The sequence below is a fragment of the Klebsiella sp. RCJ4 genome, assembly GCF_009025755.1.
Taxonomy (GTDB): Bacteria; Pseudomonadota; Gammaproteobacteria; order Enterobacterales; family Enterobacteriaceae; genus Klebsiella; species Klebsiella michiganensis.
Genome location: NZ_WCIN01000041.1, coordinates 255956 through 268705, shown reverse-complemented (window position 1 = coordinate 268705; position 12750 = coordinate 255956). Strand labels below are relative to the sequence as shown.

The following is a 12750-nucleotide window of genomic DNA, read 5'->3' as shown; positions in this document are numbered from 1 at the left end:
TACTCCCCCGGAGTATTTTTCTACTGGGGGGTAGTATTTATGTACTGGGGGGGAGTAGCATACAAGCACTTTTTAGTTAGGGATCACGTTATGAACGATTTCGCTTCACTCTTGCAGCAGGGCAACGCCTGGCTATTTATTCCCAGCGCGATTCTGCTGGGCGCGCTGCACGGCCTTGAGCCCGGGCACTCAAAAACCATGATGGCGGCATTTATCGTGGCGGTGCGGGGAACATTAAAGCAGGCGGTGCTGCTGGGGCTGGCGGCGACGGTATCGCATACGGCGGTGGTCTGGCTGGTGGCCATGGCAGGCCTGTGGTTCGGCCGCGGCTGGAATGCACAAACGTCGGAACCCTGGTTTCAGCTGATCTCAGGGGGCCTTATCGTACTGATTGCCTGCTGGATGCTGGCGCGTACCTGGCGCGAATCGCGTTCACATATCCATGGACACGAACATGACCATGACCATAAACATAAACATGAACATGAACATGAACATCATCACGATCGCCACCTTGCGCATCAACATCATCCTCACGCTCACCAACCTTCGCGGGTTGCCGCCGATGACTGGCAGGACGCCCACCAGCGCGCGCATGCGCAAGCGATCAATCGCCGCTTTAACGGCCAGCGGGTCACCACCGGGCAGATCGTCTTGTTCGGACTGACCGGGGGACTCATTCCCTGCCCGGCATCCATTACCGTACTGCTCATTTGCCTGCAGTTGAAAAAGTTCTCGCTGGGGGCAACCCTGGTACTGGGGTTTAGCGTTGGGCTGGCGATCACCCTGGTGGCTTCCGGGGCAATTGCCGCCCTCAGCCTGAAGCACGTGGCAAACCGCTGGCCCGGGCTGAACGATCTCTCGCGCAAAGCGCCGTGGATTTCCGGCACCCTGATTATGGTGGTGGGTTTTTATATGCTGCTGCATGGCTGGAGTCATCTGTAGCGCATCTATCGCCATCCCCAAAAGCTATGGGGATGGCAAAGATGAATTACTCATCCAGAAGCGGGGCAAAGCCGCCGTATATCATTCGTTTTCCATCAAAGGGCATCGATTCGCCAAACTCTTTCATCCGCGGGTCGGCCATCATTTTGGCATTCGCGGCATCGCGAACCTCTTTAGAGGGATACTCAATCCAGCTGAACACCACCTCTTCACTCTCCTCCGCTTTCACCGCCAGGCGAAAATCGGTCAGCTTGCCATCCGGGACATCATCCGCCCAGCACTCGACCACGCGGAGTGCGCCAAACTCTTTAAATAATGGCGCGGCCTTTGCTGCCATCTCGCGGTATGCCTCCTTATTTTCCGCCGGTACGGCAACGACAAAACCATCAACGTACTTCATGAGTCTGCTCTCCGAAGTGAACAGTACGGCCGGAGAATCCGGCCGTATCTGAATTGATAAGTTTAGTCTCCAGGTCTGATGGCAGCGTAAAATCAGGAGATAGCCTCACCGGGTTTCGCCAGAGCCTTCCGCGCGGCTGGCTGATGAAACCACGGCAGGCACAGCTGGATTAGCGGGCCGATAGTTAACGCATAGAGTACGGTTCCCACGCCAAACTTGCCGCCCATCATCCAGCCAATCAGCAGGACCGAAACTTCAATCGCGGTGCGGATACCGCGCAGCGACCACCCCGTACGAGCATGCAGACCGGTCATCAGCCCATCGCGCGGCCCGGGACCAAAGCCCGCGCCAATATACATCCCCGTCGCCAGCGCATTCAGTACGATAGCGCCCGCCAGCAGCAGGCTACGCGCCACCAGCGAATCCAACGGCGGCAGCACGGCTAAGGTCGCGTTTGCCGCCAGCCCCAGCACAATCACGTTGCTCACCGTACCCAGCCCCGGCATTTGCCGTAGCGGGATCCACAGCAGCAGCACTGCCGCTCCCGTCAGGATCATGACCGTACCAAAATCCAGATTAAACTGCTTACCGATCCCCAGATGAAAAACATCCCACGGATCGGCCCCCAGATTGGCATGCACAAATAACGCGGTCGACACGCCGTACAGGACCAGACCAATGTAAAGTTGCAGCAAGCGACGTACCATTTTTCACCTCAGGGCAATTGCGATTTCCCTTATCATCAGTAAAAATGGATTGATAATTAATGGCCAGTTTTTAAAAAGTGGATTGCTATGTTATCTCGTCGCTTTGGTGCACAATCGCTGGTACGGCTGCTCGGTCACTGGCAGGAGTCCACTTCTCGCACGCCTATCTGGCGTCAGCTTGCAGAAGCGCTGCGCCTGCTCATTCTCGATGGCCGCCTGGCGCTGGAAACGCGACTGCCCGGCGAACGTGAACTGGCGGCTGCCCTGAATATCAGCCGCACCACGGTTGCCAGCGCGCTCGGTCAGCTTCGGGAAGAAGGCTATCTCTACAGCCGTCAGGGAAGCGGTTCGCGGATCGCCTTGCCGGAGCGTCCGGTAGAGGCGGCGGCCAAACAAACGGACCCGCTATCGGTGAATCTGGCCGTTGCCGCCCTTAGCGCCGGCCCCGAGATCCATCAGGCCTACAGCCAGGCCTTAAAGATCATGCCTGAACATTTATCCAACACCGGTTACGATCAACAAGGGCTCCCGCTTCTGCGCGAAGCCATCGCCCGCCGCTATAGCGAACGCGGGCTGCCAACCCGCAGCGATGAAGTGATGATCGTCAACGGGGCGCTTAGCGGCTTTGCGCTGGTACTGCGTTTATTCACCGGGCCCGGCGATCGGGTGGTGGTGGATGCGCCAACTTACCCCATGGCGCTTAGCGCGATACAGGGCGCATCATGTCGTCCGGTTAGCGTGGCGTTACCGCAGCAGGGATGGGATTGCGATGGTCTGGCGGCAACGATTGCCCAAACGGCACCGCGTCTGGCCTGGCTGATGCCGGATTTTCATAATCCCACCGGCCGCTGTATGGATAGCGCAACGCGCCAGCGGGTAGCGGACATCGCCGCACAAACCCGCACCACGCTGGTGGCAGACGAAACGATGGTGGATTTATGGTATGACGCCCCGCCGCCGCCGCCTTTAGCAGCATTTAATCCTGATGCCCCGGTGATAACCATCGGTTCAGCGGGAAAAAGCTTCTGGGGCGGCCTGCGCATAGGTTGGATCCGCGCCTCTTCGCGAACCATTGCTTCGCTGGTTCAGGCCCGCGACTCTCTCGATCTCGGCTCCCCGCTGCTGGAACAGCTGGCCTGCTGCTGGTTGCTTGAGAATGAGCACAGGCTGCTACCGTCACGGCGCGCCATGCTGGCGACTCGCCGGAATATGTGCGGCGCGCTGATGGCGGAATATTTTCCCCACTGGCGCTTTACGCCGCCGGAGGGAGGACTCTCTTTTTGGGTGGAATTACCGGGAATGCTGGCGACGCTCTTTTCCGTTCGCGCTGAAAGCCGGGGGATTCACATCGGGACGGGAACTCGCTTTGGCCTGGCCGGCGCGTTTGATCGCTATTTGCGTTTGCCCTTTACCCTTTCGGATGACGAACTGCGCAGCGCATTTACGACATTGCAGCCGTTGTGGCATAGCCTGACTGAGCAGAAAGAGAGCTTCCGCCTGAGGAAAATCATTTAAGAAAATATCGACGGGCTGGAGCCAGCCCGTCAAAAACCATCATCCATGACGCATATGAGATGTTTTTATAAAATTGCGCTTCAATTTTGTCTTTCTGACGTGTCAGCCCGATGACAAAATTGCAATAGTTTCATTAATGCTGACGCGGGATCGGAAACCCTTTCAGAGAAATAATAAAGCCGTCTTCATCTTTTTTTATTTTTGCCCCTGTGTCACACCAGTCGGAGGCAATGCGAAAGAACTCATCGCTACCGATATTCCAGTTCAGGCGTACGTGCTTAACGTATCCGGAACGCAGCATATCGCAGGCTTCGCTATAGTTGCTGGCTGTAGAGAGTTGTTGTTTCATTTTTTCTTCTTCAGAATTTTACGTAATGCTTTGATTTCTTTAGGGGTTAATGGAGACGCTTCCTCTTCGGTATGCTGGCTATCGATATCTTCTTCCGAAACCCCCGCCTCGTCTGCTGATTCCGCTACCTGAAAGGCCAGCAGCAGCAGTTTCTCCGTAGCTGTTCCTAAATTTTCGTTATTTTCTTCCGCATACTGACGCAGCTTTTCTTTTAACTCGCCATCAATTTTTACGTTCAGAACCACAGTGGTCATAGTCACGCTTCCCGTGAAATAAAATCATCATATAATTAATACACGAAGTTAACTTGCTGATCCAGAGATATATTTTTAGCTTATATCAAACAACATTTTCCCATGAATAATCTGCACGTTATATATGACATAAAGATGACAATAATATTTCAGTTAAATTTCAAATTTATGACGTAGTGAATTTTTTGGCATAAAAAATAGAGGGTTTAGAAACGAAAAATACTCACAATCTATTTGTGGATATTAAATATGAAGGCTGGGGGAAACCACGGAATGAATGCGAATAGCGAGAGGGCACCCTGAAATGGGTGGGGGCCCTGCCAGCTACATCCCGGCACACACGTCGTCTGCTCTGGCTGCTTCCTTCCGGACCTGACCTGGTAAACAGAGTAGCGTTGCGGGAGAACCAACAGAGCCCCCATTGAGAGCGCTAGTTACCTAACGCGCTGGCGCATTATCCCTGCTGAACCCCTGAATTGCAAGCCGCCGGCGATTGGGTGCTGGTTTATTGCGCAAAGTCGCGTCTACAGCGGCTTCTCAGCGTAAAATGGCCCCGATCCCCTGATGAGATTGCGAGCACACTCTCAGCGGAAATCCTCGCCAGCGGCCATAATGAGGCTTATCTACCGTCTTTTTTATCTCAATGGTATAGGCATGAGCGAATCACCGCGTTTAATCACTACCCTGGCGATGCCGGCCATCGCCGAAGTGACCGTTTCCTTCCGCGGTTTAAACTTTCTGCGTCCGGAGGTCATCCTCGATTTTGTGACGATTAGCAATAATCAGCTGCTCGCCGTCACCCCGGTCGCGCTGCTCTACTCTACCGTCGGCGTCCTTCAGCACATTGAATTACGGAAACTCCCCATCGACGTCAGCGGTCGCGTGGTGTATCCGATATCAACGCTTAAGCTTCCGGCAATGCGCGCAAAGCTGGTGATTAACGCCCAGTCAAAACGCCTGAAGTTTCTTGAAACACTGCTGAGCAATACGGCGAATGAAAATGTTCATGGCATGCAGGTGCTGGGTCTGGCGCTGGAATTTACCGTCGTTAAATCGGCCTGACCCGCTATCTGTACAGCCCGTCATACAACGCTTATCCTGAGCCTTTTCCGGCAACAGGACGTACTATGGATTCTCACGATACTTTTCCACAGCGGGTCTGGCAGATAGTCGCCTCGATTCCAGAGGGATACGTTGCCACCTACGGCGACATTGCTCAGCTGGCGGGTTCACCGCGAGCGGCTCGCCAGGTGGGCGGAGTATTAAAGCGCCTGCCGGAAGGATCGACTCTCCCCTGGCATCGGGTCGTCAACCGCCACGGCGACATCTCCCTTACCGGACCAGATCTGCAGCGCCAACGCCAGGCGCTACTGGCGGAAGGCGTCCAGGTTTCAGGCAGCGGACATATTGATCTGCAGCACTACCGCTGGATTTATTGAAGGCAAAAAAATGCCCCTGTAAAGGGGCATGGTGGGGAGTTACTGGGCAGCAGGAGCGCTGTTGTTCGCCACCGGCACCGCCGTTTGCTGAACCGGCACCAGCACCAGATCGGCCCGGTTACCGCCCTGGTTAATCACCGTCTGCACGGTATCGGTAATAAACATCAGCTGACCGTTAACGGTAATCGCCGCGCTGAGAAGAATGCGGGCATTAGGCTGAATTTGCGCCTGGTTATAGGGCAGGACAAAGTTAAACGGCGCCTGCTTCCCTTCGGTCCTTACCGCTTTTTGCGACAGCACGTGCGCTGGCGCATCGGCCAGAGACGCATCCGACAGGGTTACGGTCAATACCGCGTCCGGCGGTAACGCCACGCGCTGTCGAATATTGATGGTCCCGGATACGTTAGGCTGCTGCTGCGAGGAGCTTAGTGAGGCAATGCCATAAGGATCGGGCGCCGCCTGGTTCGCTGCATTGCTGTTGTGGTTGTTCGCACAGGCAGACAGCGTAGCCGCTACGGCTAAAGCACTTAACATATAGGCAAATTTCATTCTTTTCTCCTTTTCATCCCTTCTTTAACAGGAGTACATCCAGCCACAATCGGGGACAGGACATTAGTATCGTGAATAAGTGTGGCACAGATCTCAGATCTCTTCCTGGAAAAGAGCCCATATTCAGATTATTGAACCCATCGGACCACTTGCGATTCCAGGTTATACTTTGCCTCAATAACGCGCTGCGCCAGGCAGTCATCATTGATTGAGGATAACTATGAGTCAGGCACTAACCCATTTGCTGGCATTGTTAAATCTGGAAAAAATTGAAGAGGGATTGTTCCGCGGACAGAGCGAAGATCTGGGATTGCGACAGGTCTTTGGCGGCCAGGTAGTGGGTCAGGCGCTGTATGCGGCAAAAGAGACGGTGCCCACAGAACGCCTGATTCACTCGTTTCACAGCTACTTCCTGCGTCCCGGCGATAGCCTGAAACCTATCATCTATGATGTTGAAGTCCTGCGCGATGGCAATAGCTTCAGCGCCCGCCGGGTGGCGGCGATTCAAAACGGGAAGCCCATTTTCTATATGACCGCCTCTTTCCAGGCGCCAGAACCCGGCTATGAACATCAGAAAACCATGCCAGCGGCACCCGCTCCGGACGCGCTTCCCTCCGAAACGGATATTGCCCGCAAGCTGGCCCACCTGCTGCCGCCGCAGGTCAAAGAGAAATTTCTCTGCGATAAACCGCTGGAGATTCGCCCGGTCGAATTCCATAACCCTCTGAAAGGGCACGTTGCAGAACCAACGCGTCAGGTCTGGATCCGCGCCAACGGCGCAGTGCCGGAAGATCTCCGCACCCATCAGTCTCTGCTGGGCTACGCTTCGGATTTTAACTTCCTGCCCGTTGCCCTGCAGCCTCACGGCGTCGGTTTTCTGGAGCCGGGCATGCAGGTTGCCACCATCGATCACTCAATGTGGTTCCATCGCCCGTTCAACATCAACGACTGGCTGCTGTACAGCGTTGAGAGCACCTCCGCCTCCAGCGCGCGCGGTTTTGTCCGCGGCGAGTTCTACACTCAGGACGGTACGCTGGTGGCTTCCACGGTACAGGAAGGCGTCATGCGTAATCGCAACGCATAAAAAAGCAGAGCCTCCCCGAGGGGAGGCTCTGCAGCTTCAGGAGATAACTCGTTTTATCAGGCGTTGTAGGCGTTTTCGCCGTGGCTGTTTACGTCCAGCCCTTCACGCTCTTGATCTTCCGGTACGCGCAGGCCAACGGTCATATCGGCAACCTTGTAACCGATAAAGGCGACGATGCCGGACCAGACAATGGTGATACCGATGCTTTCCAGCTGTACCAGAACCTGATGGCCCATGGTGACGCCTTCCGCGTAGCCCACACCGCCCAGAGAAGTCGCGGCGAAGATACCGGTCAGGATGCAACCTACGATACCGCAGACGCCGTGGACGCCAAACACATCGCACGGGTCATCAACGCGCAGCCAGCGTTTCAGAACGGTGACGCCCCACAGACCCGCAAGGCCCGCAGCGATACCCACAATCAGCGAGCCGCCGACGCCAATGTAGCCACAGGCCGGAGTGATGCCGACCAGACCGGCAATCGCCCCTGAACAGGCGCCCAGCAGTGACGGCTTGCCGCGGGTTGCCCACTCGCCGAAGGTCCATGCCAGGATAGCCGCCGCCGTTGCAACCACGGTGTTAACGAACGCCAGACCGGCAATTTCGTTCGCCGCGCTTGCTGAACCGGCGTTAAAGCCGAACCAGCCAACGTAGAGGATGGCGGTGCCGGTGAAAACCATCGGCAGGTTATGCGGTTTGAACGCTTCTTTACCAAAGCCGACGCGTTTGCCCATCATGTAGGCGCCCACCAGCCCCGCGACCGCGGCGTTGATGTGAACAACCGTACCGCCGGCGAAATCAAGCGCGCCGTGCGTAGCCAACAGACCGCCGCCCCATACCATGTGCGCAATCGGCACATAAGAGAGCGTCATCCATACCACAACGAATATCAGTACCGCCGAGAAGCGAATACGTTCCGCCAGCGCACCGACGATCAGGCCAACGGTAATACAGGCAAAGGAGCCCTGGAAAGCAACGTGGATGTACTGATAGAAGCTCCCCATCAGCGCTTTCAGTTCAATATTTTTCAGCAGTACCCAGTCGAAGTTGCCGAAGAAGCTGCCGCCAGCGCCGAAGGCCAGCGTGTAGCCATAAACCACCCACAGTACGCAGACCAGCGCAAACGTCACGATGACCTGCGTCAGCATGGAGAGAACGTTTTTACCGCGGATCAGCCCGCCGTAGAACAGCGCGATACCCGGAATCGTCATAAACAGCACCAGCGCGGTGCAAATCATCATAAAAGCGTTGTCGGCTTTGTCCGCGACCGCCGGTGCGGCCATCGCCAGCCCCGGAAGGAGAGCCAACGCTCCCAGACCTGTTTTCATTGTTGCTATCTTCATTGTTTCGTTCCCCATCACTGTGTGGTCTGAAAGTTACAGTGCCGCTTCGTCTGATTCGCCGGTACGGATGCGAATCACGCGCTGCAGCTCGGCGACAAAGATTTTGCCGTCGCCAATCTTTCCGGTGTAAGCCGCTTTACTGATGACATCGACGACTTCGTCCAGCTGATCGTCGGCAATCGCGACGTCAATCTTCACTTTCGGCAGAAAATTGACGCTATATTCCGCGCCGCGATAGAGCTCCGCGTGGCCTTTCTGACGGCCGAACCCTTTAACTTCAGTGACCGTCAGGCCCTGAATACCCATTGAAGATAATGCTTCACGCACGTCTTCCAGTTTGAATGGTTTGATTACCACGGTAACCAGCTTCATAAGTCCCCTCCAGTCAGAATTCGGTAATGGCCGCAGCTAACACGTCTCTAATAAAGCAAGGGCTATGCCAGAAATGAAAAAGGACCGCCAGGCGGCCCTTTTTGAGGAGGAAGGAGAATAATTCGGCGGAAACGAAGCGGCAAAATGCCTCTTTTGCCTGAAACTGCACCATTTCAGTGCGCAGCTTGTGACGATTTTGCACCACCTCAGGCCGCGGCGGCGGCGCTGCCTGTTTATGGTGCATCAGGCGATAAGCGACTCTTCCTGCGCGCTGGCCGCCAGCTCTTCGCCAGCCAGCTGCAGCTGATACATCTGCCAGTAGCGGCCTCTGGCCGCCAGCAGCTGCTGGTGGCTTCCGCGCTCAACGGCCTGACCGCGGTGCAGTACCAGGATCGTATCGGCCTCGACGATGGTCGATAAGCGGTGCGCAATCACCACCAGCGTGGTGTGCTCGCGCACCCGAGCCAGAGCCTGCTGAATCGCCTGCTCGGTACCGGAATCGATATTGGCCGTCGCCTCATCAAGAATCAGCACCTGCGGCGTATCGACCAGCACCCGCGCCAGCGCCAGCAGCTGTTTCTGGCCAACGGAGAGATTATTCCCCTGCTCGCCCAGCAGCGTATAAATACCGTTTTCCATTTCACGGGCCAGCGCCGCCAGCTGTACCGCTTCCAGCGCTTCCCACACCTGCTCTTCGCTGATGTCGCGACCGAGGGTGACGTTGGCATAGAAGGTGTCAGCCAGCACCACCGGATCCTGCTGCACCATCGCAATCCCCTGCCGCAGCGCGCTGTGGCTTAAGGAAGAAAGCGGACGACCGTCGATGCGAATCTCTCCCTGGGTTAACGGGTAGTAGCCCATCATCAGGCTGGCCAGGGTGCTTTTACCGCTCCCGGTATGACCAACCAGAGCCACAAAGCTGCGGGACGGGATATCGAGATTAATATCCTGCAACACCAGGCTATCGTCGCGGTAGGCAAAAGAGACATGATCGATACTCATCGCCCCGCTGCGCAGCGGCTCGCTATCCTCACCCCACGCCTGACGCGGTTTGTCCATGAGCTCGAAGACGCGCTCGCCCGCCACGACCGCCTGCTGCAGCATTGACTGCTGGGTGGTCAGCTCGATCAGCGGCTCGTTCAGTCGCCCAAGATAGCTAATAAAGGCGTATAGCACCCCGACTTCGATCGTTCCGCTGCTGCTGAAACCAAACAGCATCAGCAGGCCGCAGAGAATTAATGAAGAGAACAGGCTCAGCAGTGGGCGCAGCAGGAAGCCATCAAGACGCAGGGTTTGCATACGCGCCAGATAGTGGGCGTAGCTGGCCTCGCGCATCCGCTCGCCGAACCGCGCCTGCTGGCGGAACTGCTGGATGACGCCCATGCCGTTAATCACTTCATTAAAACCGTCGTTGATGTCCGCCAGCCAGGCGCGAACCCGCCTGACGATGGGCGTGCTGTAGCGCTGATAAATCATCATCACGATCAGCACCGCCGGGAAAATAGCGATAGCCACCAGCGCCATCCGCCAGTCAAGGCTGAACATCGCCACCAGCATCGCGCCAATCAAAGCGGCGCTACGCAGCACGGTCGCCACCACGGTCACGTAGAGATCGCGAATCACTTCGGTATCGTTGGTAACCCGCGAGATGAGCTGCCCGACCGGCTGCGTATCAAACTCGCTGAGCGGCTGACGCAGCGCGGCGTCCATCACATCGCTGCGCAGCTGCTGCACCACGCCGACCGCCGCGCGATTAAACAGCAGCGCCTGGCAGTAATGCAGGCCAGCGGCAAGGAGTTGCAGGCCAATGTAGGCCGCGGCGAGGCCGCAGACCAGCTTCAACGGCAGCGAGTGCTTCGCCACCATATTGTCGATGAAATAGCTGATCAGCAGCGGGCCGCTGACTTCCGCGACCGCCGCAATCCACATAATGGCAACCGCTATCATCAGCGGTTTACGCCACGGGGAGCCGTAGGCCAGCAGGCGCTTTAACGTCGGCCAGAGTTCAGTGAAACTACGCACCGGCGACCTCCTTATCTTCCTGCGGGACATCATCCAGCGCCGCTTCCAGCTGCTGATAACGGTACATATCCCGATACCAGCCCGGCTGCGCCGCCAGCGCCTCATGGCGACCGCGCTGGGAAATATGCCCATGCTGCATCACCAGAATTTCGCTGGCCTCGGTCAACGCCGACAGGCGATGGGCGCTAATGATCACCGTCCGCCCCTCTCCCCACTGCCGCAGGTTATGCAAAATCTGGTGCTCCGTTCTGCCGTCCACCGCCGACAGCGCATCATCAAGGATCAGGATCTCCGCCTCCAGCAGCAGCGCGCGGGCGATGGAAATACGCTGTTTTTGCCCACCGGAAAGCATAACGCCGCGCTCGCCGACTTCGGTGTTATACCCCTGCGGCAGGCGCAGGATATCCTCATGCACGCTGGCAAGCCGCGCAACGTGCTCGATTTGCTCCTGCGTGGCGTCCGGTTTACCGAGGGCAATGTTGCTGGCGACGGTATCAGAGAACAGGAACGGCGTCTGATTAACCACCGCCAGCCTGGCGCGCCAGCTATCCAGCTGTAGCCGGGTCAGGGGAACGTCGTGGAAGCGGATATCGCCTTCAGTCACGTCAAAGTGGCGCTGAATCAGCGCCAGAATGGTGCTCTTGCCGGAGCCGGTCGGCCCGCAAATCCCAAGCATCTGCCCGGGCTGGAGCGTAAAGTTGACCTTTTCCAGCGAGACCTTGTTCGCCTGCGGGTAGATAAACTCGCGCACGGCGACGCTAAGCGTACCGCGGCCTTCCGGCGTAGGCTCGCTGCCGTCGTTCACCACCGGCGCCTCCTCCAGCATGGTGCGAATGCGCGCATAGGCCGCGCTGCCGCGCTCAACGATGTTAAACATCCACGCCAGCGCCAGCATTGGCCAGATCATCAGGCCGAGGTACATCACAAAGCTGGTGAGCTGACCCAGGGTCAGGCTGCCCTGGATCACCATCCAGCTGCCGCCGCCGATGGCCAGCAGGTTAGCGGTCCCGATAGCGATATAAATCGTCGGGTCAAAGCGGGCGTCGATACGCGCCACGCGCATGTTTTTCGCCCCGGTATCCGCGGCGTCGGCGGCAAACAGCGCCGACTGTCGGTCTTCGAGACCAAAGGCTTTGATCATGCGGATGCTGGTCAGGCTCTCCTGGGTGCGGTCGTTGAGGCTGGAGAAGGCCGCCTGCGCGACGCGAAAGCGTTCGTGTAACGCATCACCGTTACGCTTAATCGCCAGCGCCATCAGCGGCATGGGCAGCAGCGCCAGCAGAGTTAACTGCCAGCTGATTTGCGTCGACATGACAATTAGCACCGCGCAGCCCATGACCAGCGAGTCAACCAGGGTTAATACCCCCTCGCCGGCGGCGAACACCACCCGATCCACATCGTTGGTGGCGCGAGCGATCAGATCGCCGGTACGGTGGCGCAGGTAAAAGGCCGGATGCTGGCGACTGAGCTGGCGATAGAAATCCTCGCGCAGTTCGACGGCCAGCTGATAAGAGGCGCCGAAAAGCAATACGCGCCAGACGTAGCGCAGCAGATAGACCATCACCGCAATAACGACCAGCAGGCCGATCCATATCCACACCTTTTCCGCGGTGTAATGTTGTTTTGTTACGCCGTCAACCACGATACCCACCACCTTTGGCGGCACCAGTTGCAGAATGGCAATGACGATCAGCAGAGCAATAGCGCCGAGGTAACGACGCCACTCCCGGCGGAAATACCAGCTAAGTTGGGCAAATAATCGCAAGCAGTT

15 protein-coding genes and 1 other RNA gene are annotated in these 12750 nt (G+C 57.0%); 5 read left to right on the top strand and 11 right to left on the bottom strand.

From position 1 onward, the window contains the following. Positions 1-90 precede the first annotated feature (90 nt). Positions 91-945: a nickel/cobalt efflux protein RcnA gene (locus tag F8562_RS20200; RefSeq protein WP_014837599.1), complete on the top strand. Its 855-nt coding sequence runs from the start codon at positions 91-93 to the stop codon at positions 943-945. A 46-nt stretch (positions 946-991) separates the two neighbouring features. Here F8562_RS20200 and F8562_RS20195 read toward each other — a convergent pair whose 3' ends face one another. Together F8562_RS20195 and F8562_RS20190 are read right to left on the bottom strand one after the other, a co-directional pair. Further along, positions 992-1345 carry a DUF1428 domain-containing protein gene (locus F8562_RS20195; RefSeq protein WP_004848301.1) on the bottom strand — a complete coding sequence of 118 codons (354 nt, stop codon included), beginning with the start codon at positions 1343-1345 and terminating at the stop codon, positions 992-994. A gap of 92 nt (positions 1346-1437) precedes the next feature. Continuing rightward, complete coding sequence (locus tag F8562_RS20190; RefSeq protein ID WP_014228193.1) at positions 1438-2052, bottom strand: YczE/YyaS/YitT family protein; 615 nt, start codon at positions 2050-2052, stop codon at positions 1438-1440. An 87-nt stretch (positions 2053-2139) separates the two neighbouring features. Here F8562_RS20190 and F8562_RS20185 point away from each other — a divergent pair, with 87 nt between their 5' ends. Further along, positions 2140-3567, top strand: coding sequence for a PLP-dependent aminotransferase family protein (locus tag F8562_RS20185; RefSeq protein WP_014228192.1), 1428 nt, complete (start codon positions 2140-2142; stop codon positions 3565-3567). Positions 3568-3700: 133 nt separating this feature from the next. Here the strand turns inward: F8562_RS20185 and F8562_RS20180 are convergent, their stop codons facing one another. The 3 genes from F8562_RS20180 to ffs form a co-directional block, all read right to left on the bottom strand. Further along, positions 3701-3916 carry a hypothetical protein gene (locus F8562_RS20180; protein WP_004129860.1) on the bottom strand — a complete coding sequence of 72 codons (216 nt, stop codon included), beginning with the start codon at positions 3914-3916 and terminating at the stop codon, positions 3701-3703. Beyond that, positions 3913-4170, bottom strand: a complete 258-nt coding sequence (locus F8562_RS20175) for a hypothetical protein (protein ID WP_004848294.1) — start codon at positions 4168-4170, stop codon at positions 3913-3915. The genes F8562_RS20180 and F8562_RS20175 overlap by 4 nt, the downstream gene beginning before the upstream one ends. 315 nt (positions 4171-4485) lie before the next feature. Further along, an RNA gene (gene ffs / locus F8562_RS20170) (signal recognition particle sRNA small type) lies at positions 4486-4582 on the bottom strand. Positions 4583-4824: 242 nt separating this feature from the next. Between ffs and F8562_RS20165 the strand changes: the two genes are divergently transcribed. Further along, positions 4825-5232, top strand: coding sequence for a hypothetical protein (locus tag F8562_RS20165; protein WP_014228191.1), 408 nt, complete (start codon positions 4825-4827; stop codon positions 5230-5232). Positions 5233-5297: 65 nt separating this feature from the next. After that, positions 5298-5609 carry an MGMT family protein gene (locus F8562_RS20160; RefSeq protein WP_004848290.1) on the top strand — a complete coding sequence of 104 codons (312 nt, stop codon included), beginning with the start codon at positions 5298-5300 and terminating at the stop codon, positions 5607-5609. 39 nt (positions 5610-5648) lie between these two features. On the opposite strand, the gene F8562_RS20155 is transcribed toward F8562_RS20160, so the two are convergent. Beyond that, positions 5649-6158 carry a YbaY family lipoprotein gene (locus F8562_RS20155; protein ID WP_004848288.1) on the bottom strand — a complete coding sequence of 170 codons (510 nt, stop codon included), beginning with the start codon at positions 6156-6158 and terminating at the stop codon, positions 5649-5651. A 220-nt stretch (positions 6159-6378) separates the two neighbouring features. Between F8562_RS20155 and tesB the strand changes: the two genes are divergently transcribed. After that, positions 6379-7242: an acyl-CoA thioesterase II gene (gene tesB / locus F8562_RS20150; RefSeq protein ID WP_014228190.1), complete on the top strand. Its 864-nt coding sequence runs from the start codon at positions 6379-6381 to the stop codon at positions 7240-7242. A gap of 56 nt (positions 7243-7298) precedes the next feature. On the opposite strand, the gene amtB is transcribed toward tesB, so the two are convergent. Genes amtB through F8562_RS20125 form a run of 5 tightly spaced genes read right to left on the bottom strand, consistent with a single transcriptional unit; the run spans position 7299 to position 12744 of the window. Continuing rightward, positions 7299-8585 (bottom strand): ammonium transporter AmtB, encoded by a 1287-nt coding sequence (gene amtB, locus F8562_RS20145; protein ID WP_014837597.1) that lies wholly within the window; start codon positions 8583-8585, stop codon positions 7299-7301. Positions 8586-8618: 33 nt separating this feature from the next. Then, the gene (gene glnK / locus F8562_RS20140) at positions 8619-8957 is read right to left on the bottom strand and encodes a P-II family nitrogen regulator (protein ID WP_004099573.1); all 339 of its coding nucleotides are present in this window, start codon (positions 8955-8957) and stop codon (positions 8619-8621) included. A gap of 13 nt (positions 8958-8970) precedes the next feature. After that, on the bottom strand, positions 8971-9201 hold the full coding sequence (locus F8562_RS20135) for a hypothetical protein (RefSeq protein WP_014837596.1): 231 nt from the start codon (positions 9199-9201) through the stop codon (positions 8971-8973). After that, complete coding sequence (locus tag F8562_RS20130) at positions 9201-10979, bottom strand: SmdB family multidrug efflux ABC transporter permease/ATP-binding protein (protein WP_089046426.1); 1779 nt, start codon at positions 10977-10979, stop codon at positions 9201-9203. The genes F8562_RS20135 and F8562_RS20130 overlap by 1 nt, the downstream gene beginning before the upstream one ends. Beyond that, positions 10972-12744, bottom strand: coding sequence for a SmdA family multidrug ABC transporter permease/ATP-binding protein (locus F8562_RS20125; protein ID WP_014837594.1), 1773 nt, complete (start codon positions 12742-12744; stop codon positions 10972-10974). Before F8562_RS20125 ends, F8562_RS20130 begins: the two co-directional genes overlap by 8 nt. Positions 12745-12750: the final 6 nt, after the last annotated feature.

What these genes read in the sequence shown, in the direction of transcription:
- F8562_RS20200 (WP_014837599.1), top strand. Translation starts at nt 91, where the DNA reads ATGAACGATTTCGCTTCACTCTTGCAGCAGGGCAACGCCTGGCTATTT.
- F8562_RS20195 (WP_004848301.1), bottom strand. Translation starts at nt 1,345, where the DNA reads ATGAAGTACGTTGATGGTTTTGTCGTTGCCGTACCGGCGGAAAATAAG.
- F8562_RS20190 (WP_014228193.1), bottom strand. Translation starts at nt 2,052, where the DNA reads ATGGTACGTCGCTTGCTGCAACTTTACATTGGTCTGGTCCTGTACGGC.
- F8562_RS20185 (WP_014228192.1), top strand. Translation starts at nt 2,140, where the DNA reads ATGTTATCTCGTCGCTTTGGTGCACAATCGCTGGTACGGCTGCTCGGT.
- F8562_RS20180 (WP_004129860.1), bottom strand. Translation starts at nt 3,916, where the DNA reads ATGAAACAACAACTCTCTACAGCCAGCAACTATAGCGAAGCCTGCGAT.
- F8562_RS20175 (WP_004848294.1), bottom strand. Translation starts at nt 4,170, where the DNA reads ATGACCACTGTGGTTCTGAACGTAAAAATTGATGGCGAGTTAAAAGAA.
- F8562_RS20165 (WP_014228191.1), top strand. Translation starts at nt 4,825, where the DNA reads ATGAGCGAATCACCGCGTTTAATCACTACCCTGGCGATGCCGGCCATC.
- F8562_RS20160 (WP_004848290.1), top strand. Translation starts at nt 5,298, where the DNA reads ATGGATTCTCACGATACTTTTCCACAGCGGGTCTGGCAGATAGTCGCC.
- F8562_RS20155 (WP_004848288.1), bottom strand. Translation starts at nt 6,158, where the DNA reads ATGAAATTTGCCTATATGTTAAGTGCTTTAGCCGTAGCGGCTACGCTG.
- tesB (WP_014228190.1), top strand. Translation starts at nt 6,379, where the DNA reads ATGAGTCAGGCACTAACCCATTTGCTGGCATTGTTAAATCTGGAAAAA.
- amtB (WP_014837597.1), bottom strand. Translation starts at nt 8,585, where the DNA reads ATGAAGATAGCAACAATGAAAACAGGTCTGGGAGCGTTGGCTCTCCTT.
- glnK (WP_004099573.1), bottom strand. Translation starts at nt 8,957, where the DNA reads ATGAAGCTGGTTACCGTGGTAATCAAACCATTCAAACTGGAAGACGTG.
- F8562_RS20135 (WP_014837596.1), bottom strand. Translation starts at nt 9,201, where the DNA reads ATGCACCATAAACAGGCAGCGCCGCCGCCGCGGCCTGAGGTGGTGCAA.